Origin of the sequence: Pseudomonas sp. NPDC087690 (genome assembly GCF_044743175.1) — a bacterium.
In the GTDB taxonomy this organism is placed as follows: Bacteria; Pseudomonadota; Gammaproteobacteria; order Pseudomonadales; family Pseudomonadaceae; genus Aquipseudomonas.
Genome location: NZ_JBIUVX010000026.1, coordinates 39,331 through 65,599, shown reverse-complemented (window position 1 = coordinate 65,599; position 26,269 = coordinate 39,331). Strand labels below are relative to the sequence as shown.

At 59.3% G+C, this 26,269-nt stretch carries 21 protein-coding genes and 3 tRNA genes; 7 read left to right on the top strand and 17 right to left on the bottom strand.

What is annotated here, in order from left to right:
- Positions 1-98: 98 nt before the first annotated feature.
- The 6 genes from ACIPIZ_RS21030 to leuC all read right to left on the bottom strand — a co-directional run bounded on the left by ACIPIZ_RS21030 (position 99) and on the right by leuC (position 6,692).
- The gene (locus tag ACIPIZ_RS21030; RefSeq protein ID WP_122660443.1) at positions 99-1,109 is read right to left on the bottom strand and encodes an aspartate-semialdehyde dehydrogenase; all 1,011 of its coding nucleotides are present in this window, start codon (positions 1,107-1,109) and stop codon (positions 99-101) included.
- A 276-nt stretch (positions 1,110-1,385) separates the two neighbouring features.
- Positions 1,386-2,498, bottom strand: a complete 1,113-nt coding sequence (gene asd, locus ACIPIZ_RS21025; protein WP_401167201.1) for an aspartate-semialdehyde dehydrogenase — start codon at positions 2,496-2,498, stop codon at positions 1,386-1,388.
- A gap of 66 nt (positions 2,499-2,564) precedes the next feature.
- Complete coding sequence (gene leuB / locus ACIPIZ_RS21020; protein WP_038363640.1) at positions 2,565-3,647, bottom strand: 3-isopropylmalate dehydrogenase; 1,083 nt, start codon at positions 3,645-3,647, stop codon at positions 2,565-2,567.
- 54 nt (positions 3,648-3,701) lie between these two features.
- The gene (locus tag ACIPIZ_RS21015) at positions 3,702-4,469 is read right to left on the bottom strand and encodes a class I SAM-dependent methyltransferase (protein WP_401167198.1); all 768 of its coding nucleotides are present in this window, start codon (positions 4,467-4,469) and stop codon (positions 3,702-3,704) included.
- Positions 4,470-4,606: 137 nt separating this feature from the next.
- Positions 4,607-5,251, bottom strand: a complete 645-nt coding sequence (leuD, locus tag ACIPIZ_RS21010) for a 3-isopropylmalate dehydratase small subunit (protein WP_064389124.1) — start codon at positions 5,249-5,251, stop codon at positions 4,607-4,609.
- A gap of 10 nt (positions 5,252-5,261) precedes the next feature.
- Positions 5,262-6,692, bottom strand: coding sequence for a 3-isopropylmalate dehydratase large subunit (leuC, locus tag ACIPIZ_RS21005; protein WP_401167219.1), 1,431 nt, complete (start codon positions 6,690-6,692; stop codon positions 5,262-5,264).
- 128 nt (positions 6,693-6,820) lie between these two features.
- Here leuC and ACIPIZ_RS21000 point away from each other — a divergent pair, with 128 nt between their 5' ends.
- On the top strand, positions 6,821-7,705 hold the full coding sequence (locus ACIPIZ_RS21000) for a LysR family transcriptional regulator (protein ID WP_064389123.1): 885 nt from the start codon (positions 6,821-6,823) through the stop codon (positions 7,703-7,705).
- Between the two features lie 74 nt (positions 7,706-7,779).
- A complete protein-coding gene (locus ACIPIZ_RS20995; RefSeq protein WP_105708866.1) occupies positions 7,780-11,058 on the top strand; it encodes a PAS domain S-box protein in 3,279 nt (1,092 codons plus the stop codon).
- A 46-nt stretch (positions 11,059-11,104) separates the two neighbouring features.
- Here ACIPIZ_RS20995 and ACIPIZ_RS20990 read toward each other — a convergent pair whose 3' ends face one another.
- From ACIPIZ_RS20990 to gltX, 8 genes are all read right to left on the bottom strand, one after another.
- A complete protein-coding gene (locus tag ACIPIZ_RS20990; RefSeq protein WP_064389121.1) occupies positions 11,105-11,548 on the bottom strand; it encodes an Hsp20 family protein in 444 nt (147 codons plus the stop codon).
- Positions 11,549-11,670: 122 nt separating this feature from the next.
- Positions 11,671-12,630 carry a tRNA-dihydrouridine synthase gene (locus ACIPIZ_RS20985; protein WP_064389120.1) on the bottom strand — a complete coding sequence of 320 codons (960 nt, stop codon included), beginning with the start codon at positions 12,628-12,630 and terminating at the stop codon, positions 11,671-11,673.
- Between the two features lie 168 nt (positions 12,631-12,798).
- Positions 12,799-13,248, bottom strand: a complete 450-nt coding sequence (locus ACIPIZ_RS20980; protein ID WP_401167192.1) for an acyl-CoA thioesterase — start codon at positions 13,246-13,248, stop codon at positions 12,799-12,801.
- 45 nt (positions 13,249-13,293) lie between these two features.
- The gene (locus ACIPIZ_RS20975; RefSeq protein WP_064389118.1) at positions 13,294-14,127 is read right to left on the bottom strand and encodes an alpha/beta fold hydrolase; all 834 of its coding nucleotides are present in this window, start codon (positions 14,125-14,127) and stop codon (positions 13,294-13,296) included.
- 30 nt (positions 14,128-14,157) lie between these two features.
- A complete protein-coding gene (locus ACIPIZ_RS20970) occupies positions 14,158-14,697 on the bottom strand; it encodes a TetR/AcrR family transcriptional regulator (RefSeq protein WP_064389117.1) in 540 nt (179 codons plus the stop codon).
- A gap of 182 nt (positions 14,698-14,879) precedes the next feature.
- A tRNA-Glu gene (locus ACIPIZ_RS20965) sits at positions 14,880-14,955 on the bottom strand.
- Between the two features lie 79 nt (positions 14,956-15,034).
- Positions 15,035-15,110 (bottom strand) — tRNA-Ala (locus tag ACIPIZ_RS20960).
- Positions 15,111-15,367: 257 nt separating this feature from the next.
- A complete protein-coding gene (gltX, locus tag ACIPIZ_RS20955) occupies positions 15,368-16,849 on the bottom strand; it encodes a glutamate--tRNA ligase (protein WP_064389116.1) in 1,482 nt (493 codons plus the stop codon).
- 228 nt (positions 16,850-17,077) lie between these two features.
- Here gltX and ACIPIZ_RS20950 point away from each other — a divergent pair, with 228 nt between their 5' ends.
- A complete protein-coding gene (locus tag ACIPIZ_RS20950; RefSeq protein WP_064389115.1) occupies positions 17,078-18,127 on the top strand; it encodes an HlyD family secretion protein in 1,050 nt (349 codons plus the stop codon).
- A gap of 49 nt (positions 18,128-18,176) precedes the next feature.
- Positions 18,177-19,667, top strand: coding sequence for an MDR family MFS transporter (locus ACIPIZ_RS20945; protein ID WP_401167216.1), 1,491 nt, complete (start codon positions 18,177-18,179; stop codon positions 19,665-19,667).
- A 110-nt stretch (positions 19,668-19,777) separates the two neighbouring features.
- On the opposite strand, the gene uvrB is transcribed toward ACIPIZ_RS20945, so the two are convergent.
- A complete protein-coding gene (gene uvrB / locus ACIPIZ_RS20940) occupies positions 19,778-21,793 on the bottom strand; it encodes an excinuclease ABC subunit UvrB (RefSeq protein ID WP_007913411.1) in 2,016 nt (671 codons plus the stop codon).
- Between the two features lie 337 nt (positions 21,794-22,130).
- Here uvrB and ACIPIZ_RS20935 point away from each other — a divergent pair, with 337 nt between their 5' ends.
- Positions 22,131-23,327, top strand: coding sequence for an amino acid aminotransferase (locus tag ACIPIZ_RS20935; protein ID WP_401167188.1), 1,197 nt, complete (start codon positions 22,131-22,133; stop codon positions 23,325-23,327).
- A 225-nt stretch (positions 23,328-23,552) separates the two neighbouring features.
- Positions 23,553-23,753 carry a hypothetical protein gene (locus ACIPIZ_RS20930; protein ID WP_016983541.1) on the top strand — a complete coding sequence of 67 codons (201 nt, stop codon included), beginning with the start codon at positions 23,553-23,555 and terminating at the stop codon, positions 23,751-23,753.
- On the opposite strand, the gene ACIPIZ_RS20925 is transcribed toward ACIPIZ_RS20930, so the two are convergent.
- On the bottom strand, positions 23,750-23,980 hold the full coding sequence (locus ACIPIZ_RS20925) for a hypothetical protein (RefSeq protein ID WP_064389112.1): 231 nt from the start codon (positions 23,978-23,980) through the stop codon (positions 23,750-23,752). The two genes, ACIPIZ_RS20930 and ACIPIZ_RS20925, sit on opposite strands and share 4 nt — an antisense overlap.
- A gap of 220 nt (positions 23,981-24,200) precedes the next feature.
- Here ACIPIZ_RS20925 and ACIPIZ_RS20920 point away from each other — a divergent pair.
- A tRNA-Asn gene (locus ACIPIZ_RS20920) sits at positions 24,201-24,276 on the top strand.
- A 226-nt stretch (positions 24,277-24,502) separates the two neighbouring features.
- Here the strand turns inward: ACIPIZ_RS20920 and ACIPIZ_RS20915 are convergent.
- Positions 24,503-26,026: a nucleobase:cation symporter-2 family protein gene (locus tag ACIPIZ_RS20915; protein WP_105705076.1), complete on the bottom strand. Its 1,524-nt coding sequence runs from the start codon at positions 26,024-26,026 to the stop codon at positions 24,503-24,505.
- Between the last annotated feature and the right edge of the window lie 243 nt (positions 26,027-26,269).

Below are 26,269 nucleotides of genomic sequence, written 5' to 3'. Positions count from 1 at the left end.
ATGCCCCGGAAAGTCCCGGAGGGTGACACGTTATCCAGCGCTCCGGGCAAGCATAGCGCTCACCTAGAATCAGTCGACAAATTGTTGCCAAGTATCTTTTACAGCAGGTCTTTTATCAACAATTCAGCCACCTGCACAGCGTTAAGGGCTGCACCTTTGCGTACGTTATCTGACGTCAGCCACAGATTAAGTTCCGCCGGGTCGTCGACTCCGCTGCGCACGCGCCCGACATAGACCACGTCCTGGCCTACCGCGTCACCCACGGCGGTCGGATAATCACCGGCCTCGACCAGCTCAATACCCGGCGCATCTTCAAGTGCCGCGTTGACCTTTTCCAGGTCGACTGCGCGCTTTGATTGCAAAGTCACGCTAAAGCTATCGCCAAAAAACACCGGGGCTTGAACGCAAGTTGCGGAAATCTTTAAAGAAGGCTGTGCCAGCACCTGACGCAACTCGCGCACCAGACGTTTTTCCAGCAGCGTATGGCCCTGTGCGTCAGGCGTGCCGACCTGCGCCAGCAGGTTGAAAGCCATCTGCCGATCGAAGAAGGTTGGCTCCAGCGGGCGCATGTTGAGCAGCTCGGCGGTCTGCCGCGCCAGTTCGGTGACAGCTTCACGACCCTGTGCGGACACGGCGAGATTGGCGGTGACGTTCACGTATTGCAGGTCGATCAGATCGAGCAGCGGCGCCAGCACCACGGCGAGCGAAGTGGCCGATGGGCTTGGGCTGCTGACTTGGAACGGCGCCTTCAAACCGGCGAGCACAGCGGGGTTGGCCTCCGGAACGATTTGCGGTGCCTGATCGGCTGGCAATGCACCGGACAAGTCGATCAGCGAGCAACCGGCAGCATGGGCGCGCGCGGCGTAGCTCAGGGTAATGGCCGGGCCCGCTGCGAAAAACACCAGTTTGACCTTGCTGAAATCGAACTCGTCGACTTCGCGAACGCGTACGTTCTTGTTGCGGAACAGCACCGAGCTGCCGGCAGATTCGCTGCTCGCCAGCAGGTGCAGGTTGCCGACCGGGAAGTCGCGTTCTTCGAGAATCTGTACGAGGGTTTCGCCGACAGTACCGGTGGCGCCGATCACGGCAATATCTAGGGTCTGGGTCATGGTGCGAGCCTCTGGCGAAACGGGGGGAGCGGCACTTTACCGGGTGACTGGCGCACAGGCAATTTCTGTCCGGGATTTGCGGCGCCCCAACCGGCCTCATCGCTGGCAAGCCAGCTCCCACAGGTTTCTGTGTTGTGCATGAATCTTGTATACAACACTGAACACTGTGGGAGCTGGCTTGCCAGCGATGAGGCCGGTACAAACACCCGAGAAACCACAGGCATAAAAAAACCCGCACCTCTTTCAAGGCACGGGCTCTTTCATTGCTTCAGGCGATCAACGCTCAAGCAAAATCCGCAGCATGCGACGCAGCGGTTCGGCCGCGCCCCACAGCAGTTGGTCGCCAACGGTGAAGGCACCGACGAATTGCGAACCCATGTTCAACTTGCGCAGACGACCCACCGGAACATTCAGGGTGCCAGTGACCTTGGTCGGGCTCAGCTCCTGCATGCTTATTTCGCGCTGGTTCGGGACCAGTTTGACCCAAGGGTTGTGTTGGCTGATCAGCCCTTCGATATCGGCGATCGGTACGTCTTTGTTCAGCTTGATGGTCAGCGCCTGGCTGTGGCACCGCATCGCACCGATGCGCACGCAGATGCCGTCGACCGGGATCGGGCTCTTGAAGCGACCGAGGATCTTGTTGGTCTCGGCCTGAGCTTTCCACTCTTCGCGGCTCTGGCCATTCGGCAGCTCTTTGTCGATCCACGGGATCAGGCTGCCGGCCAGCGGTACGCCGAAGTTTTCGGTCGGGTACGCTTCGCTGCGCATGGCATCGGCCACGCGACGGTCGATGTCGAGGATCGCGCTGGCCGGATCGGCCAGTTGATCAGCGACAGCGGCGTGGGTCGCGCCCATTTGCTTGATCAGTTCACGCATGTTCTGCGCGCCGGCACCGGAAGCCGCCTGATAGGTCATGGCGCTCATCCACTCGACCAGACCCGCCTCGAACAGACCGCCCAGGCCCATCAGCATCAGGCTGACGGTGCAGTTGCCGCCGATGTAGTTCTTGGTGCCCGCATCGAGCTGCTGATCGATAACCTTGCGGTTGACCGGATCGAGAATGATGACCGCGTCATCGTTCATGCGCAGGCTCGAGGCCGCATCAATCCAGTAACCCTGCCAGCCGGCTTCGCGCAGCTTCGGGAACACTTCGCTGGTGTAGTCGCCGCCCTGGCAGGTCAGAATCACGTCGAGGGTCTTCAGCTCATCAATGCTGTAAGCATCCTTGAGCGGAGCAAGGTCCTTGCCCACGGACGGGCCTGGGCCACCGACGTTGGACGTGGTGAAAAACACCGGCTCGATTAGATCGAAATCCTGCTCTTCCAGCATCCGCTGCATGAGCACGGAACCGACCATCCCGCGCCAACCGATCAGACCTACACGTTTCATCGCAACTACACCTTCTTGAAAAGTGGGCCGCTGCTTTGTATTGAATTTCGCAGCGGGCCCGAGAGATTACAGATTCCGCAGCGCGGCGACTACTGCGTCGCCCATTTCCTGCGTACCGACTTTGCTGCAACCAGCCGAATAGATGTCGCCAGTGCGCAGGCCTTGATCGAGCACAACGCTGACGGCTTTCTCGATGGCATCGGCCGCGTCGTGCAGATTGAAGCTGTAACGCAGCATCATCGACACCGACAGAATGGTCGCCAACGGGTTGGCAATGCCTTTACCGGCGATGTCCGGAGCGGAACCATGGCAAGGCTCGTACATGCCCTTGTTGTTGGAATCCAGCGAGGCCGAAGGCAGCATGCCAATGGAACCGGTGAGCATCGACGCTTCGTCGGACAGAATGTCGCCGAACATATTGTCGGTGACGATCACATCGAACTGCTTCGGCGCGCGCACCAGTTGCATGGCGGCGTTGTCGACGTACATGTGGCTCAGTTCGACTTCCGGGTAATCCTTGGCCACTTGCTCGACCACTTCACGCCACAGTTGGCTGGAGGCCAGCACGTTGGCCTTGTCCACCGAGCAGAGCTTCTTGCCGCGAACCATAGCCATGTCGAAACCGACGCGGGCGATGCGACGGATTTCGCTTTCGCTGTACGGCAGCGTGTCGTAGGACTGACGCTCGCCGTTTTCCAGAGTGCGGGTGCCGCGTGGTGCGCCGAAGTAGATGCCGCCGGTCAGCTCACGGACGATGAGGATGTCCAGACCGGCAACGATTTCCGGCTTCAGGCTCGAAGCGTCAGCCAGTTGCGGGTACAGGATCGCCGGACGCAGGTTGCCGAACAGGCCCAGTTGCGCACGGATTTTCAGCAGGCCGCGCTCAGGGCGGATATCACGCTCGATGGTGTCCCATTTCGGCCCGCCAACGGCGCCCAGCAGCACGGCGTCGGCAGCACGAGCGCGGTCGAGGGTTTCGTCGGCCAGCGGCACGCCGTGCTTGTCGATGGCGGCGCCACCGATCACGTCATGGCTCAGCTCGAAGCCCAGGCTGTACTTGTCGTTGGCCAGTTCCAGCACCTTGACCGCTTCGGCCATGATTTCCGGACCAATACCGTCACCTGGGAGAATCAGAATCTGCTTGCTCATGCTTTCCTCGTGTCTTCAGTCGGTGCGCCATCTCAGGCGCGCCCGGAAAAATTCTTAGCGCTCGGCCATCAGTACGATCACATCGGTACTGAACGAGCCGTCGGCATCAATCTCAAAATATTCGCGCACTTCGTTGCCCATCGACTGCTGCAACTGGCGGATCGCTGCGCGCATCACTTCGGGTGTGCGCATGCGCTCAACCCAGGTGGTGTACTCCAGACGCAGGCGCTGCCGCGTGGTGCTGCGCACATGCAAACCGGCTTCGCTGACCTGACGCAGCCATTCAGCGGCGGAGTAATCGCGCACATGGCTGGTGTCGCGCAGCACTTCGACGCTTTGCAGATAAGTGTCGAACAACGGACTGCCCGGTGACAACACGTCAACGAACGCCGCCACACCGCCCGGTTTCAGCACCCGACGTACTTCGCGCAGGGCCACACCGAGATCGCTCCAGTGATGCGCCGAATAACGGCTGAACACGAAGTCGAACTCGCCATCGGCAAACGGCAGACGCTCGGCGGCACCGTTGACCGTGGAAATGTTGCCGATACCGCGATCAATCGCAGCGGCGGCGACCACGTCGAGCATTTGCTGCGACAGGTCGTAAGCGACCACTTCGTTGACCAGCGATGCCACGTGAAAACTGACGTGACCGGCGCCGCAACCCAAGTCCAGCACACGTGCCTCGCCCTGCCCGGCCAGTTGAGCCTGTAGCAGCGCGAACTCGGTGCCTTGAGCGTGAACGGCGCTGCTCAGGTAGGCGGCGGCCTGTTCACCGAATTGCTTTTGTACGACCTGGGTGTGTTGGGCGGTGCTGGTCATGGTCACATCCTGATATTTGTGTTGTTCGGGCTGCCGTCTTCGCGAGCAGGCTCGCTCCCACAGGGGAATGCATTTCAAGTGTGGGAGCGAGCCTGCTCGCGAAGGGGCCGGCCCTGACTACATCAACCTCGAATCAATCACGCGTCACGGAACAACCACGGCTGGCTAACCCGATGCCTGGCCTCAAACGTCGCAATCGCATCACCGTCCTGCAAGGTCAAACCGATATCGTCGAGACCATTCAACAAGCAATGCTTACGAAACGCATCAATCTCAAAGCTGTACACCTTGCCATCCGGACGGGTCACGGTCTGCGCTTGCAGATCAACCTGCAATTGATAACCCGGCTCAGCCTCAACCTGCTTGAACAACTCATCGACTTCAGCGTCGCTCAAGATGATCGGCAGCAAGCCATTTTTGAAGCTGTTGTTGAAGAAGATGTCGGCGTAGCTCGGCGCGATGATGCTGCGGAAACCGTATTCTTCCAGCGCCCACGGCGCGTGTTCACGGCTGGAGCCGCAACCGAAGTTCTCGCGGGCCAGCAACACGCTGGCGCCTTGATAACGCTCGGCGTTGAGGACGAAGTCCTTGTTCAGCGGGCGCTTGGAGTTGTCCTGATACGGTTGACCGACATCGAGGTAACGCCACTCGTCGAACAGGTTCGGACCGAAACCGGTGCGCTTGATCGACTTCAAAAACTGTTTCGGAATGATTTGGTCGGTGTCGACGTTGGCACGATCCAAAGGCGCGACAAGACCAGTGTGCTGGGTAAAAGCTTTCATGCTGCGCTCCTTAAATCAATTCGCGAACGTCGATGAAACGACCGTTCACCGCTGCCGCCGCCGCCATGGCCGGGCTGACGAGGTGGGTACGGCCACCGGCGCCCTGACGGCCTTCGAAGTTACGGTTGGAGGTCGAGGCGCAATGTTCGCCGGACTCCAAACGGTCCGGGTTCATCGCCAGGCACATCGAGCAACCCGGCTCACGCCATTCGAAACCGGCTTCGAGGAAAATCTTGTCGAGACCTTCGGCCTCAGCCTGCGCTTTGACCAGACCCGAGCCCGGCACCACGATCGCTTGCTTGATGGTCGATGCGACTTTACGGCCCTTGGCGATCACCGCCGCAGCGCGCAAGTCTTCGATCCGCGAGTTGGTGCAGGAACCGATAAACACGCGATCCAGTTGGATGTCGGTGATCGCCTGATTGGCGGTCAAACCCATGTATTTCAAGGCACGGACGATCGAGTCGCGCTTGACCAGATCCATTTCTTTGGCCGGATCCGGCACGTTCTGATCAACGGCCAAAACCATCTCAGGCGAAGTGCCCCAGCTGACTTGCGGCTTGATCTGCGCGGCGTCGAGTTCAACCACGGTGTCGAATTTGGCATCGGCGTCGGAGACCAGGTCTTTCCAGGCTTCGACAGCCATGTCCCATTCCGCGCCTTTCGGGGCAAATGGACGGCCCTTGACGTAATCGACGGTCTTCTGATCCGCTGCCACCAGACCCACGCGGGCGCCGGCTTCGATGGACATGTTGCAGATGGTCATGCGCCCTTCAACGGACAAGTCGCGGATCGCGCTGCCAGCGAACTCGATGGCGTGGCCATTGCCGCCAGCGGTGCCGATCTTGCCGATCACTGCGAGGACGATGTCCTTGGCGGTCACGCCGAACGGCAATTGCCCTTCAACGCGCACCAGCATGTTTTTCATTTTCTTGGCGACCAGGCACTGAGTGGCGAGCACGTGCTCGACCTCGGAGGTGCCGATACCGTGAGCCAAGGCGCCAAACGCGCCGTGGGTCGAGGTGTGCGAGTCGCCGCAAACCACGGTCATGCCCGGCAAGGTTGCGCCCTGCTCCGGGCTGATCACATGGACGATGCCTTGGCGCACGTCATTCATCTTGAACTCGACGATGCCGTATTCATCGCAGTTGTCGTCGAGGGTCTGAACCTGCAAACGCGAGACCTGATCAGCAATGGCTTCGATGCCGCCCTTGCGCTCTGGCGTCGTCGGTACGTTGTGGTCTGGGGTCGCGATGTTGGCATCGATGCGCCAAGGCTTGCGCCCGGCCAGACGCAGACCTTCAAAGGCTTGCGGCGAGGTCACTTCGTGAATGATGTGACGATCGATATAGATCAGCGCCGAGCCATCGTCGCGCTGCTTGACCAAATGCGAATCCCAGAGCTTGTCGTAGAGCTTTTTGCCTGCCTTCTGACGTTTCATCATCAGATTGTTTCTATGCCCTTGTCTTATCAATAACCCTTTGGCTTGTGAGGCCGATCCTATGGGGTTAGATTAAATAACTCAAATTCATATTTTTTATGCTTTGGATAACCAACTGGAATACAACCATGGATCTGGCCAACCTCAACGCTTTTATCGCGATTGCCGAGACCGGCAGCTTCTCCAACGCCGGCGAACGGTTGCACCTGACGCAACCGGCGATCAGCAAGCGCATCGCCGGGCTGGAGCAACAATTGAAGGTGCGCCTGTTTGATCGGCTGGGCCGTGAAGTCGGCCTGACCGAGGCCGGCCGCGCCCTGCTGCCGCGGGCTTATCAGATTCTCAACGTGCTCGACGACACCCGCCGCGCACTGACCAACCTCACCGGCGAAGTCAGCGGCCGCCTGACCCTGGCCACCAGTCATCACATCGGCCTGCACCGTTTACCGCCGCTGTTAAGGGAGTTCACCCGCCGTTACCCACAGGTGGCGCTGGATATTCAGTTCCTCGATTCGGAAGTGGCCTACGAGGAAATTCTCCATGGCCGCGCGGAACTGGCGGTCATCACCCTTGCGCCGGAACCGCACGCACTGGTCAAAGCCACGCCCGTCTGGGACGACCCGCTGGATTTTGTGGTCGCCCCAGAGCATTCGCTGATCAATAACGGTGCCGTCAGTCTGGCGGACATTGCCGGTCATCCGGCGGTTTTCCCCGGAGGCAACACCTTCACGCACCACATTGTCCAACGTTTATTCGAGGCTCAGGGCCTGACGCCGAACATCGCCATGAGCACCAACTACCTGGAAACCATCAAGATGATGGTCTCGATTGGCCTGGCCTGGAGCGTTTTGCCACGCACCATGCTCGACGATCAAGTGGCGAGCATCGTATTGCCGGGCATACAGCTCAGTCGCCAGCTAGGCTATATCTTGCACACCGAACGGACGCTATCGAATGCAGCAAGAGCGTTTATGGCCTTGCTGGACGCACAAATCGATCTGCCAGGGACTTGAGGCCAACTTGTGCTACTCCTATAGAGCCGCTGTCCCTGTGCCTAATGCCACCATCAGCTCAAGGCCTGTTAACGATGCCGAAATCTGTTGACCGAATTCCGCCGATGCCGCGTATTCAGGCCATTGACCCGCGTCATTCCGAGCAGAGCTGGGAGAGTGCGCCACAATTGCTCGCCGCACTCAACGGCGCGCGGCTCGGCGCCTGGTATTGGGACATCGAGCGCGGGCAGATCAGTTGGTCGCGTGGCACCCAGGCATTGTTCGGCTTCGATCCTCGGCAACCGCTGCCCGAAGATCTGGAATACCTCGATCTGCTGCCGCCGGAAGACCGCGCGAAAACCGTCCGCGCCTTCCACGCGGTGATTGCCGGCGCACCGCTGGAACAGGCGATGCACCACCGCATCCGCTGGCCGGACGGCAGCCTGCACTGGCTGGAGATCAGCGGCAGCCTGCTGCCGGATAAACACGGGCGCCCCCGAATGATCGGGGTGATTCGTGAAATCACCCACCAGCGCCAACGCGAACAGGCCCTGAGCAGTTCGGAGAAACGTTTCGCGACACTTTTCCACCTGTGCCCGAACATGGTCCTGCTGACCCGCCAGGAAGACGGCCTGATCAGCGAGGCCAATCAGTATTTTGAAAGCCTGTTCGGCTGGCCGGTGCAGAGTGCCATCGGTCGCACCACACTGGAACTGGGCCTGTGGGTGCATCCGGAGCAGCGCGCGGAACTGGTCAAGAAAACCAAGGCCAAGGGCGAATTGATCAGCATGGAAGTGCAGTTTCGCGCGAGCAACGGGCAGATTCATGACGGCATTCTCAGCGCCCAGAAGGTCGAACTCGAAGGCCAGCCGTATCTGCTCAGCACTTTCCTCGACACCACCGAACGCAAAGCCGCCGAACATGCGCTCAAGGACAGCCAGGAACGCCTCGACCTGGCGCTGGACTCAGCGCAGCTCGGCACCTGGGACTGGCACATCCCCAGCGGCATGCTTTACGGCTCAGCGCGGGCTGCGCAATTGCACGGGCTGGAGCCAAAACCATTTCACGAATCGTTCGACGAGTTTTTCGAAGGGGTGCCCGGCGAAGAGCGCGACAGCATGCGCGACGCCTACCGCAGCCTGCGCGAAGGCCCGGCGGGCAATTATCAGCTGACCTATCGCGTGCAACTGCCCGACGGCAGCTCGCGCTATCTGGAAAGCCGCGCCCGCCTTTACCGCGACGACAACGGCGCACCGCTGCGCATGGCCGGCACCCTGCTGGACATCACCGATCAGGTCGAGCGCGAACAGCGGCTGGTGGCCTCGGAAGAAAAATTCGCCACGCTGTTTCAGGTCAGCCCCGACCCAATCTGCGTCACCCGTCAGGACAGTGGCGAGTTCATCGAAATCAATAACAGCTTTACCCAAACCTTCGGCTGGAGCGCTGCCGACGTGATTGGCCACACCGCCGAAGAAATCGGCCTGTGGGACGCATCGGCAAAAAGTCTGCAACGCATTGAACGGGTGATTCGCGAACAGGGCTTGAGCAATGTCGCGATCATCGTGCAGCACAAGGACGGCCAATCGCTGACCTGCGTGATTTCCAGCCGGCAGATCAGCGTCGGCGATCAACCCTGCATCGTCACCACCCTGCGCGACATTACCCAGCAGCAGCGCTCGGAAGCGGCGCTGAAAGCCAGTGAAGAGAAATTCGCCAAGGCGTTTCACTCCAGCCCCGACGCCATCACCATTACCGAGCGCGACACCGGACGCTATCTGGAGGTCAACGATGGCTTCTGCAGGCTCACCGGCTATCGCGCCGACGAAGTGGTGGGTAAAACCGTGTATCAGGTCGGCATCTGGGCTGAGGAAAAGCAACGCTCGGCACTCTTGGCCGAACTGCAGATCAAGGGCCGCGTACACCACCAGGAAATGCTCGGGCGCAACAAACGCGGAGAGATGCTGACGGTGGAAGTTTCCGTCGAACCGATCACCCTTAACGAAACCGCCTGTCTGCTATTGACCGCTCGTGATGTCAGCCTGCTGAAAAACGCCGAAGCGCAAATCCGTCATCTGGCTTATCACGACCCGCTGACCAACCTGCCCAACCGCGCCCTGCTGATGGATCGCCTGAGCCAGCAGATCGCCCTGCTCAAGCGTCACAACCTGCGCGGCGCGTTACTGTTTCTCGACCTCGATCACTTCAAACACATCAACGACTCCCTCGGCCACCCGGTCGGCGACACGGTGCTGAAGATCATTACTGCACGGCTCGAAGCCAGCGTACGCATGGAGGATACGGTTGCGCGCCTGGGCGGCGATGAGTTTGTCGTGCTGCTCAGTGGCCTTGAAGGCTCGCGCAACGAAGTCAGCGCACAAGTGCGCAATCTGGCCGATACCCTGCGTGAATTGCTGTCGGAACCGATGTTCCTCGACGGCCAGCGCCTGCAAGTGACGCCGAGCATCGGCGTGGCGCTGATCCCCGATCACGGCTCGACGCCGACCGACCTGCTCAAGCGCGCCGATATTGCGCTTTATCGGGCCAAGGATTCCGGGCGCAACACCACGCAGATGTACCACAACACCATGCAGAAGGCCGCCAGTGAACGGCTGCGCATGGAGACCGACTTGCGCCTGGCGCTGTCGCGCGGTGAATTCAATGTGCACTTCCAGCCGCAGATCGACGCGCGGGATAACCGCATCATCGGCGCCGAAGCCCTGGTGCGCTGGAATCACCCGGAACTCGGCGCACAATCGCCCACAGAGTTCATCAAAGTGCTGGAAGACAGCGGTCTGATTCTCGAAGTCGGTACGTGGATCCTCGACGAAGCCTGCAATGCATTCAAACAACTGATCGCGCTGAAACTGGTCGACCCGCTCAATTTCAGCCTGTGCGTCAATATCAGCCCGCGACAGTTTCGCCAGAACGACTTTGTCGAGCGCATCGAACACAGCATGACCAGCCATGGCCTGCCGTGCTCGTTGCTGAAACTGGAAATCACCGAAGGCATCGTCATCCAGAACCTGGAAGACACCATCAGCAAAATGCGTCGTCTGAAAAAGCTCGGCGTGAGTTTTGCCATGGACGATTTCGGCACCGGTTATTCGTCGCTGACTTACCTCAAGCGTCTGCCAGTGGACACGCTGAAAATCGACCAGTCGTTTATCCGTGATGCGACCACTGACCCCAACGATGCCGAGATCATTCGCGCGATTGTCGCCATGGCCCGCAGTCTGGAGCTGGAAGTGATTGCCGAGGGCGTGGAAACACCGGAGCAACTGGCATTCCTGCAAGGGCTGGGCTGCCATTTGTATCAGGGTTATTTGCACAGTCGGCCGGTGGCGCTGGAGGATCTGAAAGTGCTGCTGGAATGACGGGCACAAAAAAGGGCGCCAGTGGCGCCCTTTTCATTGCTCGGTCTTATTGCAGAACCGGCTTCTCCACCCCGTTGATCGGAATGCGTTTGGCTTTTGCCTCTTCCGGGATCACTCGCAACAGGTCGATGCTCAACAGACCGTTTTTCAGATCCGCCGCCTTGATCTCGATGTGATCAGCCAAGCGGAAAGACAGCTTGAATGCACGCTGGGCGATGCCTTGGTGCAGGAAGGTCACGCCTTCGTTGGCGTCACGTTTGCCGCCACTGATGGTCAGCACACCTTTCTCGACTTGCAGCTCCAGGTCTTCTTCCTGGAAACCGGCGGCGGCGACGACAATGCGGTACTGGTCATCACCGTGCTTTTCGACGTTGTAAGGTGGGTAGCTGCTGCCTGGCTCGTTGCGCAGGGCGGTTTCGAACAGGTCGTTGAAACGGTCGAAACCTACCGAGGAACGGAACAGTGGCGCGAGGGAAAATGCGGTACTCATGGTGCAAATCTCCTGAAAAAAAATCAGCAAGTTTTCTTGTCTCCGCGACCCGTATTCGGCATCGCGTAACCCTTAAATAGGGACCGCTGAAATGATTTCAAGAGATTATTTGCAGATTTTTTTCAGGCCGCTTCGGCGACTGGCAGACCGAGCAAACGCGAAACATGATCCGGCTCGGTCTCGCGCCGCAGCACGGTAAACAGCTCCGTAGCCTCAGGATAATTGCGCGTCAGCATCGCCAGCCATTGCTTCAAACGGCCCGGCGATTGGCGTGCGGTCATCTGCGCTTTGGCTTGCAGCCAGAAGTCCTGAATCAACGGCATCAGCTCGGCCCAGGTCATTTCGACGACGTCTTCACCCGCGCGCGCAGCAGCGATCTGTTTGGCCAGATCGGGGCGCGAAACCAGTCCGCGACCGAGCATGATGTCTTCCACGCCGCTGATTTCGCGGCAACGGCGCCAGTCTTCGACGCTCCAGATATCGCCGTTGGCGAACACCGGGACCTTGACCACGTCCTGTACACGCGGAATCCATTCCCAATGCGCCGGCGGCTTGTAGCCGTCCATCTTGGTTCGGGCGTGAACCACAATGTGCTCGGCGCCACCTTCAGCCAACGCCGTAGCGCAGACCAGCGAACCGTCCGGGCTGTCGAAACCGAGGCGCATCTTCGCCGTCACGGGGATGTGCGCAGGTACGGCGCGGCGCACGTGCTCGACGATCTGGTTGAGCAGTTCCGGCTCTTTCAGCAGTACGGCGCCGCCTCGGGACTTGTTGACGGTCTTGGCCGGGCAGCCGAAGTTGAGGTCGATCACTTCGGAGCCGAGTTCGCAGGCCAGCGCAGCGTTCTCCGCCAGGCACACCGGATCGGAACCGAGTAACTGCACACGCAATGGCACACCGGATGCGGTGCGGGCGCCGTTGAGCAGCTCCGGGCCGAACTTGTGGAAGTACGCTGGAGTGAGCAACTGGTCGTTGACCCGAATGAATTCAGTCACGCACCAGTCGATGCCGCCAACGCGGGTCAGCACGTCGCGGAGGATGTCGTCGACCAACCCCTCCATGGGCGCCAGAGCAATTTGCATGGGAAAAACACTACTTGAGGAAAAAACGTGCGGCAGTTTACTGGATATCGCACAAATCCGCAGAACAACACATATTCCTTGTAGGAGTGAGCCTGCTCGCGATAGCGGTGTGTCAGTCACATATGTTTCGACTGACACACCGCTATCGCGAGCAGGCTCACTCCTACATTAGATTTGCGCAGACTCTGAGAGCAGGATAGCCGGGCCATAACCTTCGATGAACTCTGCCGGCATGCGCTTCGGCTTACCGGTGGACAGCTCAATGCAGACAAACGTGGTTTGCGCGCGCAACAGCGTGGTGTTGTCGCTCGGGCGCTTGAGCTGGAAATGCCGGGTCATCTTCAGGCGCTGATCCCAATCGACGATCCAGGTCGCCAATTGCAACTCATCGCCTTCATAGGCGGCGGCCAGATAATCGATCTCGTGACGAACCACGGCCATCGCCCGATCCAGCCGCCGATATTCGACCAGATCCAGGCCCAGACGCTGCGAATGGCGCCAGGCGCAACGCTCGAGCCAGGTCACGTACACCGCGTTGTTCGCGTGGCCGAGCCCGTCGATGTCCTCGGCGCCTACTTGCAGATCAATGGTAAACGGCGTTTCCCGATCCCAGCCCATGCCCCACTCCCGGTCAGTTATTCAACCGGGGCAGTGTAACGGAGCTCACGCCGATTGGCGCGTCTGAAGGCTGCGACCGGCCAGCAGTGATAACACCCCATCAATCACCCGAGGGTCGGCCAATACGCGCTGATGACCACCGCCCTCGAGGCGCAGCAAGCGACTGTCGAACCAGGATTCGTGGATCAATTGCGACTCTTTGACCGAGACGAAGTTGTCGTCCTCGGCGTGCACGATCAGGCCGGGCATATCCAGTTGATAGTGCGCGACGTCCAGCGTGGCAGCGCGCATGCCGACATCCTGCTCGACTTGACGAATGAACGCGGAGCGGGCTCGCGGCGGCATACCGACGTATCGGGCAAAACCACGCAGCACACCAAGAATTCGCGCTGGAGCAGCGATGCTGACGAGGGTTTCGGTGCGCAAGCCCAATTGCACGGCGAGCATCGCGCTGGCGCCGCCCATGGAGTGGCCGATGACTGCTTGCAGCGGCGGTAACTCCGCCGCCGCTTCGAGCATCGCCCGAGCGAACAACACCACATTGGCCTCACGCCCCGGCGAACGACCGTGGGCCGGACCATCGAGCGCGACAACGGTGTAACCGGCATCGACCAGCGCGGTGATCAACGAGGCGAATTGAGTGGGCCGCCCTTCCCAACCATGCATCAGCAGCACGGTCGGACCTTGACCCCAGCGCAGTGCCGACAGACCGAAGCGCAACGTAATCCGCTCGGCATTGGCCAGCATCGGCAGTTCCCATTCGCGCAGTGGCAGCGCGCGCGGCGTCATGAATGCCAGACGCATTTTGCTCGCCACCCGTTTCGGTGCAATCCAGCCCAAGGTGCCATTAACGCCACGAACCCACTTCAACGTGTTCATCGCTCTCTCCTCAGGCGTGTTGCCTTCAGGTCAACGCACCGCCGACTTGGCAGCGCGCAGCAATCGGTCGGATAAATCTCCCGGACCCAGCGCTCTTGCGAGTGCCAGACCACCCACCATCAAGGCCATGTCGGCCAGCGCTTTATCGGTGTCCTCAGGGCTGGACGCCAACTGCGCCACCATCAATTCCAGGTGTTCGTTCAGCGCAAGCCGGAACGAGTCCGGCAAACGACCCAGTTCGCCAATGGAAGCCGGAATAGGGCACGCCGCTTCGCTGGAGTCACGGTGCTTGCGTGACAGATAGAACGCAGCGACCAGAGCACGGCGTTCTTCACCGGTCAGTTGCGTGTCCATGTCAGCAATCAGGTCGCGGCGGCGACCGAGCAATTGCTTGAACGCTTCAAGCATCATCGCGTCCTTGCTTTCGAAGTGCGCATAGAAGCCGCCGACGGTCAGGCCGGCTGCGCCCATCACTTCGCCCACGCTAGGGTCTGCCGGGCCACGCTGAATCAGTGCGGAGCTGGCAGCCTTGAGGATGCGTTCGCGGGTTTGAGCTTTTTTATCGTTCATCGTTGCCTCCGAATATTACGACTAGAATATTATTCGCATAATAATATTCTGCAAGTCAAGGATATGACCGCTGGTCTGAAGCACAGTGTAAGGAAAAAGGAGAATTGGCCAAACGCCAGACAAACAAAAGGGCCATTCAATAATTGAATGACCCTTATAAAATCCCGCAGAGCGGGTAATCGTGGCGTCCCCTAGGGGACTCGAACCCCTGTTACCGCCGTGAAAGGGCGGTGTCCTAGGCCACTAGACGAAGGGGACACAAACCTTCTATACAACTGATCAGTGCTGAGAGCTGATCGATTCAAGGCCGGTGTGGCCAGACCTTGAACCTGTAAATTGGTGGAGCTTAGCGGGATCGAACCGCTGACCTCCTGCATGCCATGCAGGCGCTCTCCCAGCTGAGCTATAGCCCCTCATCGTTGATGTCATCGCTGAGGACGGGGCGAATCTTAAGGGCGTATCGAAAGCCTGTCAAACTTATTTTTGAAATTTTTCAAAGTTTTTCGTCGGCATAACAATCACTTACCGCCCTCCTCCCGAAAATCCGGGACTTGGGATAAAGCATGCCCCTGTAGGAGCTGCCGAAGGCTGCGATCTTTTGACGTTGCCGTTTAAAGATCAAGATCAAAAGATCGCAGCCTTCGGCAGCTCCTACAGGGGGGTTAAGCTATCAGGCGATAGCGCCCAGCAGCTTTTCCCACTCTTTGTTTTCTTTCTTCGACACGCCGCCCAGCAGGTCGATCGCCTGACGCAGACGGAAGCGGGTCAGATCCGGGCCAATGATTTCCATGGCATCGAGCACCGATACCGAACTCGCCTGCCCGGTGATCGCAGCAAACATCAGCGGCATCGCATCGCGCAACTTCAACTCAAGGGATTCGACCACGGCCTGAATCGTTGCGGTGATGTTGTCCTTCTCCCACTGACGCAGGCTTTCCAGCTTCCACAGGATCAACTGCATCAACTGCCGAACCTGATCACCGGAAAGCTTTTTCGATTCGAACAGCTTGGCATCCGGGTTAACACCACCGGCGAAGAAGAACCCGCCCAGCGGTGCAACCTGGCTGAAGGTTTCAACGCGACCTTGAACCAGCGGCGCGATCTTCATCATGTATTGCGGGTTCAACGCCCAGGTCTGCAAGCGGCTGGCGAATTCTTCCACCGGCAGATCACGCAGCCATTGGCCGTTGAGCCACGACAGCTTCTCGATGTCGAAGATCGGCCCGCCAAGGGACACACGCTTGAGGTCGAAGTTGTCGACCATTTCCTGCAGCGAGAACTTCTCGCGCTCGTCCGGCATCGACCAGCCCATGCGGCCGAGGTAATTGAGCATCGCCTCAGGCATGAAACCCATGCGCTCGTAGAACGTCACCGACGTCGGGTTCTTGCGCTTGGACAGCTTGCTCTTGTCCGGGTTACGCAGCAGCGGCATGTAGCACAGCTCTGGTTGCTCCCAGCCGAAATATTCGTAGAGCAGAATCAGTTTCGGCGCTGATGGCAGCCACTCTTCACCACGCAGGACGTGGGTGATGCCCATCAGGTGATCGTCGACGACGTTGGCGAGGAAGTACGTCGGCAGGCCGTCGGTCTTCATCAACACTTGCATGTCCATGCGATCCCACGGGATCTCGACGTCGCCACGGAGCATGTCCGGGACTACGCAAACGCCTTCGCTCGGGACTTTCATGCGGATCACGTGGGGTTCGCCGGCAGCCAGACGAGCCGCGACTTCTTCTTTCGACAGCAGCAGCGCGCGGCCGTCGTAGCGTGGAGTTTCGCCGCGGGCCATTTGCTCGGCGCGCATCTGATCGAGCTCTTCAGCGGTGCAGAAGCAGGGGAACGCGTGGCCCATGTCGACCAGTTGCTGGCAGTACTTCTGGTAGATGTCGCCGCGCTCGCTCTGCCGGTAAGGACCGTGCGGGCCGCCAACGTCCGGGCCTTCGCTCCAGTCGATACCCAGCCAGCGCAGAGCGTCGAAGATCTGCTGTTCGGACTCGCGGGTCGAACGCAACTGGTCGGTGTCTTCGATCCGCAGGATGAACTCACCGCCGTGCTGCTTGGCAAAGCAGTAGTTGAACAATGCGATGTAAGCGGTACCTACGTGGGGGTCCCCGGTAGGCGATGGCGCGATGCGAGTGCGGACGGTGGTCATGGCATGTCTCGAAAAGAATGAAAAGCAAAACAATCAAGCGGCGAATGGTAACAGGCGACACCCGCCCCGCTCCAGCGGGCAGGGCATTTAAGCCAAGTTTGCGTCTGTAAGGCCCGTAAGCCGTGATGAATGGCGGAATATCAGCAGATGGCATTTACCGTTTATCGGCTGTATGCCAGATTCGCCGGCTGATAACTTTCCTTACAATTCCTCGACTACAGTTTGCCCATGCCTGCTCAACTCAAGCGTCGCCTGTTGATTTTCCTGCTGCTCGTCCTGCTGATTGCCGGGGGCTTCTTCGCCCATTGGTTTTTCAAGGGACGCTTTTATGAAAGCACCGACAACGCCTATGTCCAGGGCGAAATCACCCGTGTGTCGAGTCAACTGAGCGCGCGCATCGACGAAGTGCTGGTGCAGGACAATCAGCATGTCGAAAAAGGCCAGTTGCTGGTGCGCCTCGAACCGAATGATTTCCGCCTTGCGATTGATCGTGCCAACGCCGCCCTCGCCACCCGCGAAGCCGAACGCCTGCAGGCGCAAAGCAAACTGACCCAGCAGTCGAGCCTGATCGCTGCCAGCGATGCTCAAGTGGCGACCACCCAAGCGACGCTCGGCCGCTCGCAGATGGACTTGTCGCGAGCAGAAACCCTGCGCAAACCCGGTTATGTTTCCGAAGAACGGGTGACCACCCTCTCCGCCGACACACACATTGCTCGCTCGCAAGTGGCCAAGGCGCAGGCCGATGCACAGGGCCAGCGCCAGCAGGTCAACGCCCTGAACGCGGAAATCAAACGCCTCGACGCGCAGATTGCGAACGCCCGCGCCGATCTCGCGCAAGCCGAACTCAACCTGACCCGCAGCGAAATCCACGCACCGATCAGCGGCCTCGTCGGCCAGCGTGCCGCCCGTAACGGCCAAGTGGTGCAGGCCGGCGCTTATCTGCTATCGATCGTTCCGGACGAAGACATCTGGGTGCAGGCCAACTTCAAGGAAACCCAGATCGGCCACATGCAGCCCGGCCAGAAAGCCGAGCTGACCTTTGATGCGTATGGCGACACGCCGATCGAAGCGCGGGTCGACAGTCTGTTCGCCGCGTCCGGCGCGCAGTTCAGCCTGCTGCCGCCGGACAACGCCACCGGCAACTTCACCAAAGTCGTGCAACGAATCCCGGTGAAACTGACCTTCAAGGCCGATAACGCGCTACACGGCAAGATCCGCCCGGGCATGTCCGTCACCGCCACCGTGAATATCAAAGACGCCCCAGAAGATGGCCGGTGATTCATTGATCCGACCGGTCGGCGAACCGACCCGGCGCGACTGGATTGCAGTGATGAGCGTAATGCTCGGCGCCTTTATGGCGGTGCTGGACATCCAGATCACCAACTCGTCGCTGAAAGATATTCAGGGCGCGCTGTCGGCGACCCTGGAAGAAGGTTCGTGGATTTCCACCTCCTATCTGGTCGCGGAAATCATCATGATTCCGCTGACCGCGTGGCTGGTGCAGCTGCTCTCGGCGCGACGTCTGGCGGTGTGGGTGTCGCTGGGGTTTCTGGTGTCCTCGCTGCTGTGCTCAATGGCCTGGAGCCTGGAGAGCATGATCGTTTTTCGCGCCATGCAGGGTTTCACCGGTGGCGCGCTGATCCCGCTGGCGTTCACCCTGACGCTGATCAAACTCCCCGAACACCACCGTGCCAAAGGCATGGCGATGTTCGCCATGACCGCCACGTTCGCGCCGTCGATCGGCCCGACGCTGGGCGGCTGGCTCACGGAAAACTGGGGCTGGGAATACATCTTCTACATCAACATCCCGCCGGGCCTGATCATGATCGCCGGCCTGATGTACGGACTGGAGAAGAAAGAAGCGCACTGGGAATTGCTGAAAAGCACTGACTACACGGGCATCCTCACGCTGGGCATCGGCCTCGGGTGCTTGCAGGTTTTTCTCGAAGAAGGCCATCGCAAGGACTGGCTGGAATCGAGCCTGATCGTGACGCTGGGCAGCATTGCGCTGGTGAGCTTGATAACTTTTGTGATCGTGCAGATCTCCAAACCGAATCCGCTGATCAACCTTGGCATTCTGCGCAATCGCAATTTTGGGTTGTCGAGTATTTCCAGCCTGGGCATGGGCGTCGGGTTGTACGGTTCGATCTATTTGTTGCCGCTGTATCTGGCGCAGATCCAGAACTACAACGCCCTGCAGATCGGCGAAGTGATCATGTGGATGGGCGTGCCGCAGCTGTTTCTGATTCCGCTGGTGCCGAAGCTGATGAAGATTGTCTCGCCGAAATGGCTGTGCACGCTTGGCTTCGGGTTGTTCGGCTTGGCGAGTTTTTCTTCCGGAGTGCTCAACCCGGACTTTGCCGGACCGCAATTCAATCAGATCCAGATCATTCGGGCGCTGGGGCAGCCATTGATCATGGTGACGATTTCGCTGATCGCCACCGCGTACATCCTGCCGCAGGACGCGGGGTCGGCGTCGAGTCTGTTCAATATCCTGCGCAACCTTGGCGGTGCGATTGGCATTGCCTTGCTGGCGACATTGCTGGATGCACGCACCAAGACTTACTTCGATTATTTGCGCGAGGCGGTGGTGCCGACCAATCCACAGGTGGCGGAGCGATTGGCGTCGATGACCGATCGGTTTGGCAATGACACGGCAGCGTTGGGCAAGCTGAGTGAGATCGTCCATCAACAGGCGGCGATCATGGCTTACAACGATGCGTTTCATTTTGTCGGGATTGCGTTGGGGATCAGCATGCTGGCGATTCTACTGACCAAAAAATTGCCGGAGGGGTTGAAGGCCGGGGAGTCTCATTAAGACCGCGTCGCCTCAATCGCGAGCAGGCTCGCTCCTACAGGTCTTGTGAGCGCCACAGAACCCTGTAGGAGTGAGCCTGCTCGCGATGAGGCCCGACCAGACAACACAAATCAAACAGCCAAAAGCCGCTCACGCAGTTTGGCAATCTCATCACGCATCTGCGCCGCCGCTTCAAACTCCAGATCCCGCGCCAACTGGTACATCTTCTCTTCCAGCGCGCGAATGCGCTTGGTGATCTCGCTCGGCGAGCGCAATTCGGCTTCGTACTTGGCGTTCTCTTCGGCGGCCTTGGCCATGCCTTTGCGTTTCTTGCTGCGCGAACCCGGCACGGTGGCGCCTTCCATGATATCGGCGACGTCCTTGATCACACCGCGCGGGGTGATGCCGTTTTCCAGGTTGAAGGCAATCTGCTTGTCGCGACGACGCTCGGTCTCGCCAATCGCCCGCTCCATCGAACCGGTCATGCGATCGGCGTAAAGAATCGCCCGGCCATTGAGGTTGCGCGCCGCACGGCCGATGGTCTGGATCAGCGAGCGCTCGGAACGCAGGAAGCCTTCCTTGTCGGCGTCGAGAATCGCCACCAGCGACACTTCCGGCATGTCCAGGCCTTCACGCAGCAAGTTGATCCCGACCAGCACGTCAAAAGTGCCAAGGCGCAGGTCGCGAATGATCTCGACGCGCTCGACCGTATCGATGTCCGAGTGCAGATAACGCACGCGCACGCCGTGATCGGCGAGGTAATCGGTAAGGTCTTCGGCCATGCGTTTGGTCAGCGTGGTGACCAGCACCCGCTCTTCGACCGCCACGCGTTTGCTGATTTCCGAGAGCAGATCGTCGACCTGCGTCAACGCCGGACGCACTTCAACCTGCGGGTCGACCAGACCGGTCGGCCGCACCACTTGCTCGACCACGCGCCCGGCATGTTCGGCTTCGTAGTTGCCCGGTGTCGCCGAGACGAAAATGGTCTGCGGGCTGACCCCTTCCCACTCGTCGAAACGCATTGGCCGGTTATCCAGCGCAGAAGGCAAACGGAAGCCGTATTCGACCAGGGTTTCTTTGCGCGAACGGTCGCCCTTATACATCGCGCCGACCTGCGGCACGCTGACGTGGGATTCGTCGATCACCAGCAAGGCATCGGCCGGCAGGTAATCGTAAAGCGTTGGCGGCGCTGCCCCGGCCGGACGTCCGGACAGGTAGCGCGAGTAGTTTTCGATGCCGTTGCAGTAGCCCAGTTCGAGGATCATTTCCAGGTCGAAACGGGTGCGCTGCTCAAGGCGCTGCGCTTCCACCAATTTGTTGTTGCTGCGCAGGTATTCCAGCCGCTCCTGCAATTCGACTTTGATGTGTTCGATGGCGTCGAGCAGGGTTTCCCGTGGCGTCACATAGTGACTCTTCGGATAGAACGTGAAACGCGGCATCTTGCGGATGACTTCGCCGGTCAGCGGATCGAATGCGGAAATGCTTTCGACCTCGTCATCGAACAGCTCGATGCGGATCGCTTCCAGATCGGATTCTGCCGGGTAAATGTCGATCACATCGCCGCGCACGCGGAAGGTCGCGCGGGCAAAATCCATGTCGTTGCGGGTGTATTGCAGGTCGGCCAGACGGCGCAGCAGTGCGCGCTGATCGAGTTTGTCGCCGCGATCGACGTGCAGCACCATCTTCAAATAGGTTTCCGGGCTACCGAGACCGTAGATGCACGACACCGTGGTGACGATGATCGCGTCCTTGCGCTCCAGCAACGCTTTGGTCGCGGACAGACGCATCTGCTCGATGTGGTCGTTGATCGACGCATCCTTCTCGATGAAGGTGTCGGACGACGGCACGTAGGCTTCGGGTTGGTAGTAGTCGTAGTAAGAAACGAAATATTCAACGGCGTTGTTGGGGAAAAACGCCTTGAACTCCCCATACAACTGCGCAGCCAGGGTTTTGTTCGGCGCCAGCACCAGCGTCGGGCGCTGAATCTGCGAGATGACATTGGCGATGCTGAAGGTCTTGCCCGAGCCGGTCACACCGAGCAGCGTCTGGTGCGCCAGCCCGGCTTCGATGCCCTCCACCAATTGGCGGATGGCTTCCGGCTGATCGCCGGCGGGCTCAAAGCGGGTGACGAGCTGGAATTCGGACATATACACCTCTGGGATCGCGGTGTTCCGCGCAAAGCGGAGCACTACGGGGACAACCGCAAACGACCGGTGTCGCGCAAGAAAAAACCTGGATTGTGCTCAATGTGGTGGCGATTGCCCGCTCTTTCAAGGCAAACGTCCTACATCCGCTAAAGACTCTGACAAGAGCAGTCGACTAACGGTCAAGAAATAATCGGAAAAACTTACCCTAAAAGCCGAATCGCCTGTCGCCATTGCTCAGTAATGGCCTCTATACTAGCTCCCCGTTTGTGCACCGCTCTAGTGCATTCGGCTGGAGCGCCACACGTCCCTCCACTATCCATTCAGAGCCGCCGTAATAATGAGCCTGTTCTCCGCTGTCGAAATGGCACCCCGCGATCCAATCCTGGGCCTCAACGAAGCATTCAACGCCGATACCCGGACCACCAAGGTCAACCTGGGCGTTGGCGTGTACTGCAACGAAGAGGGGCGAATTCCACTGCTGCGCGCTGTAATCGAAGCCGAGACGATTCGCGTCGCTCAACACGCTTCGCGCGGTTACCTGCCGATCGATGGCATCGCTGCCTACGACCAGGCCGTGCAAAAGCTGCTGTTCGGCAACGACTCGCCGCTGATCAGCGCCGGTCGCGTCATCACCACTCAGGCCGTCGGCGGGACCGGCGCACTGAAAATCGGTGCCGACTTCCTCAAGCAATTGCTGCCGAACGCCGTTGTGGCGATCAGCGACCCGAGCTGGGAAAACCACCGCGCGCTGTTCGAAACCGCTGGTTTCCCGGTGCAGAACTACCGCTACTACGACGCAGCCACCCACGACGTCAACCGTGCCGGCATGCTCGAAGACCTCAACGCCCTGCCAAACGGCTCGATCGTTATCCTCCACGCTTGCTGCCACAACCCGACCGGCGTCGACCTGACCCCGGCGGACTGGAACAACGTCCTGGAAGTGGTCAAAGCCAAAGGTCACGTGCCGTTCCTCGACATGGCTTACCAGGGTTTCGGTGACGGTATCGACGAAGACGCCGCAGCCGTGCGGCTGTTCGCTGAATCCGGTCTGACTTTCTTTGTATCGAGCTCGTTCTCCAAGTCGTTCTCGCTGTACGGCGAGCGCGTTGGCGCCCTGTCGATCATCAGCGAATCGAAAGAAGAAAGCGCGCGCGTGCTGTCGCAAGTCAAACGCGTGATCCGCACCAACTACTCCAACCCGCCAACCCACGGTGCAAGCATCGTTGCTGCGGTGTTGAACAGCCCGGAACTGCGCGCGCAGTGGGAAGCCGAGCTGGCCGAAATGCGTCTGCGCATTCGCGGCATGCGCGAGCAGATGGTTGCCCTGCTGGCGGAAAAAGCGCCGGGCCACGACTTTAGCTTCGTCGGTCGTCAGCGCGGCATGTTCTCCTACTCGGGCCTGACCACTGAACAAGTGCATCGCCTGCGTAACGAGTTCGGCATCTACGCACTGGACACCGGCCGCATCTGCGTGGCTGCGCTGAACCAGAACAACATCAAGGCTGTGACAGATGCGATCGTTCAGGTCATCTGATAACGCTGCGTGATGAAAAACGGGAAGCCTTGGGGCTTCCCGTTTTTATTTGTCCGAAGGAATGCCACATTCCCTCTAAACTGCACACAAATCAAAACTGTAGGAGCGAGCCTGCTCGCGATAGCGTCTTGTCGCCCGAAGCATCACTGTCTGACGCACCGCTATCGCGAGCAGGCTCACTCCTACAGGGATTTGAGTACACCTTGGAATTCTGTGAGAAGCCAAATGAAAAACGACAACCTGCGCGCCGACCGTGACGATCTGGATGATTTCATCCCGCGCGCCTCGGCCAAGCGCGAAAAAAGCCTGGTGCTGCAAGTCGCAGCCGGGGTGTTTCTTGGCGGCCTGGCCCTGTGGCTGGTGCAACTCGCAGCTACTGCGGCCTACGCCAAACTGATGCTGGGCACAATTACCTTTGGCAGTTAAGCCAGTTCAGTCGCACGCTGAGTCGCGGCATCGTCATAGGCGACGTACAGCGATTCGGCGATCTGGCTTTTGATCGCTTTGGTGCTTTCCAGACCGAGCACAAAACCTTCAGCCTTGCCGCCGGCACGATTCAGTTCTTCAGCGGTGCTGGCCTGAGTAATCGCGTCGAAGAGTTTTTCGGCATGTGGACCGACACCCTTGGGCAGGCTGATTTGCGCGATGCTCATGCGAACACCTCGCTGTTGCGGGACAAATGGTTCATGACGCGGACCTTTTTCGGCGAATGGCCGGCAGCGCGTGTGACCACTTCCGGGCGGTCATGGTAGACCTCTACTACGGTTCTGGTAACCGCCAATCGCTGACAAACCACCGTCCGTCCCGGGAATTCACTCGTTTTTGCAACCGGCGCTTGACTTCTCTTTTTGAATCAGTAACATACGCACCAATTCCGCAATAGCTCAGTTGGTAGAGCAAATGACTGTTAATCATTGGGTCCCTGGTTCGAGTCCAGGTTGTGGAGCCAAATAGCAAAGCCCCTGAATCGAAAGATTCAGGGGCTTTTTTGTGGGCGCTCGAAAAGATCAAAAGATCGCAGCCTTCGGCAGCTCCTACACAGGTCTCGTATTCCGCCCATTTTGCGGATGAGCGCTGAACCTGTAGGAGCTGCCGAAGGCTGCGATCTTTTGATCTTCAAACAAAAAGGGCCGATCTGATTAACAGATCGGCCCTTTTCCATTCAGCTACAGCGGTCAGACATGCTCACTGCTTTTCACCTGCACCTTCGGCGCGCCGTGCCCATGGTCGTGATCATCCGGCTCGATCACTGGCACTTCCTTGCCATCGCAGTCATGCAGTTTGCCGTCGCTGAAGTAGTCGCCTTCGCGCAGCGCATCCAGATCGCGATAACGCAAGGTGCGCTCCTCCGCCGCCGCAAACACCGACTGCTGATCCGAATTACCGGTGGTGAAGTGGTTGAACGCCAGGTTGAGCAGGATCGCCATGATCGCCGACGAGCTGATGCCCGAGTGGAAAATGGTCGCGAACCAGCTTGGGAAGTGATCGTAGAAGTTCGGCGCAGCAATCGGGATCATGCCGAAACCGATCGAGGTGGCAACGATGATCAGGTTGACGTTGTTGCGATAATCAACCTTCGACAGCGTACGAATGCCACTCGCCGCCACCGTGCCGAACAGCACGATACCCGCGCCGCCGAGAACTGACGTCGGCACTGCGGCAATGACCCGGCCCATGAACGGCAGCAGGCCAAGAACCACCAGGAACACACCGCCAGTGGCGACCACGAAACGGCTCTTGATCCCGGTCACCGCCACCAGCCCGACGTTCTGGGCGAAGGCGCTCTGGGTGAACGAACCGAAGATCGGCGCAAACATGCTCGACAGCATGTCCGCCCGCAGGCCGTTACCCAGACGCTTGGAATCGACCTTGGTGCCGATGATTTCACCGACCGCCAGAATGTCCGCCGACGTTTCCACCAAGGTCACCATGACCACAATGCACATCGACAGGATTGCGGCGAAGTGGAAGGTCGGCATACCGAAGTGGAATGGTGTCGGGAAGCCGAACATCGGCCCGGTGGTGACGCTGGAGAAGTCCGCCATACCGAGGAACACCGCCAGCACCGTACCGATCACCATGGCCAACAGGATCGACAGACGCGAGATGGTCGAGCTGCCGACCTTGCTCAGCAGCAACACCAGCACCAGCGTGACCGCCGCCAGTCCGATGTTCTGCATACTGCCGAAGTCCGGCGCGTGGCTGTTGCCGCCCATGGCCCAGCGTGCAGCCACCGGCATCAGCGTCAGGCCGATGGTGGTGATTACGATACCGGTAACCAATGGCGGGAAGAACTTGGTAATGCGCGAGAACACCGGCGTTATCAGCAGCCCGATCAAGGACGCGGCAATCACCGCGCCCAGCACCGACTGAAAACCGCCCTCCCCGCCGCTGCTGACGATCGCGACCATGGTCGCCACGCCAGAGAACGATACGCCCTGAACCAGCGGCAACTGACAGCCAAAAAACGGTAGACCCAGGGTTTGCAGCAGCGTCGCCAGCCCCCCCGCAAACAATGAAGCAGCAATCAGCAAACCAATGTCCGCCGGCGACAGGCCGGCCGCCTGGCCGATGATCAGTGGCACCGCAACGATACCGCCGTACATGGTCAGAACATGTTGCAGGCCGTAAGCCATATTCGCGCCGACCCCGAGATTCTCGTCCTCGGGCCGTTGGTGTGAAACATGGGGCGTTTTCATGGTGGGGGGTTCCCTGGTTTTTGTTATGCGCACACTGTATTCAATACTCGTGACAAATGTCCATAGAGTTGTATACAACTTGTCAGTCACATAATGGATAGGTAGCCACCCAACCTTCTATCCCGGCGCTTGCATCCCCCACAAATCCGGCAACACATCCCTACCGGCGTCTGCGCCAACCCCCACTAGGCTGAACTGTTCATGGCGACCGACGGTACGGTCGCATCGTTTTTTATACATATA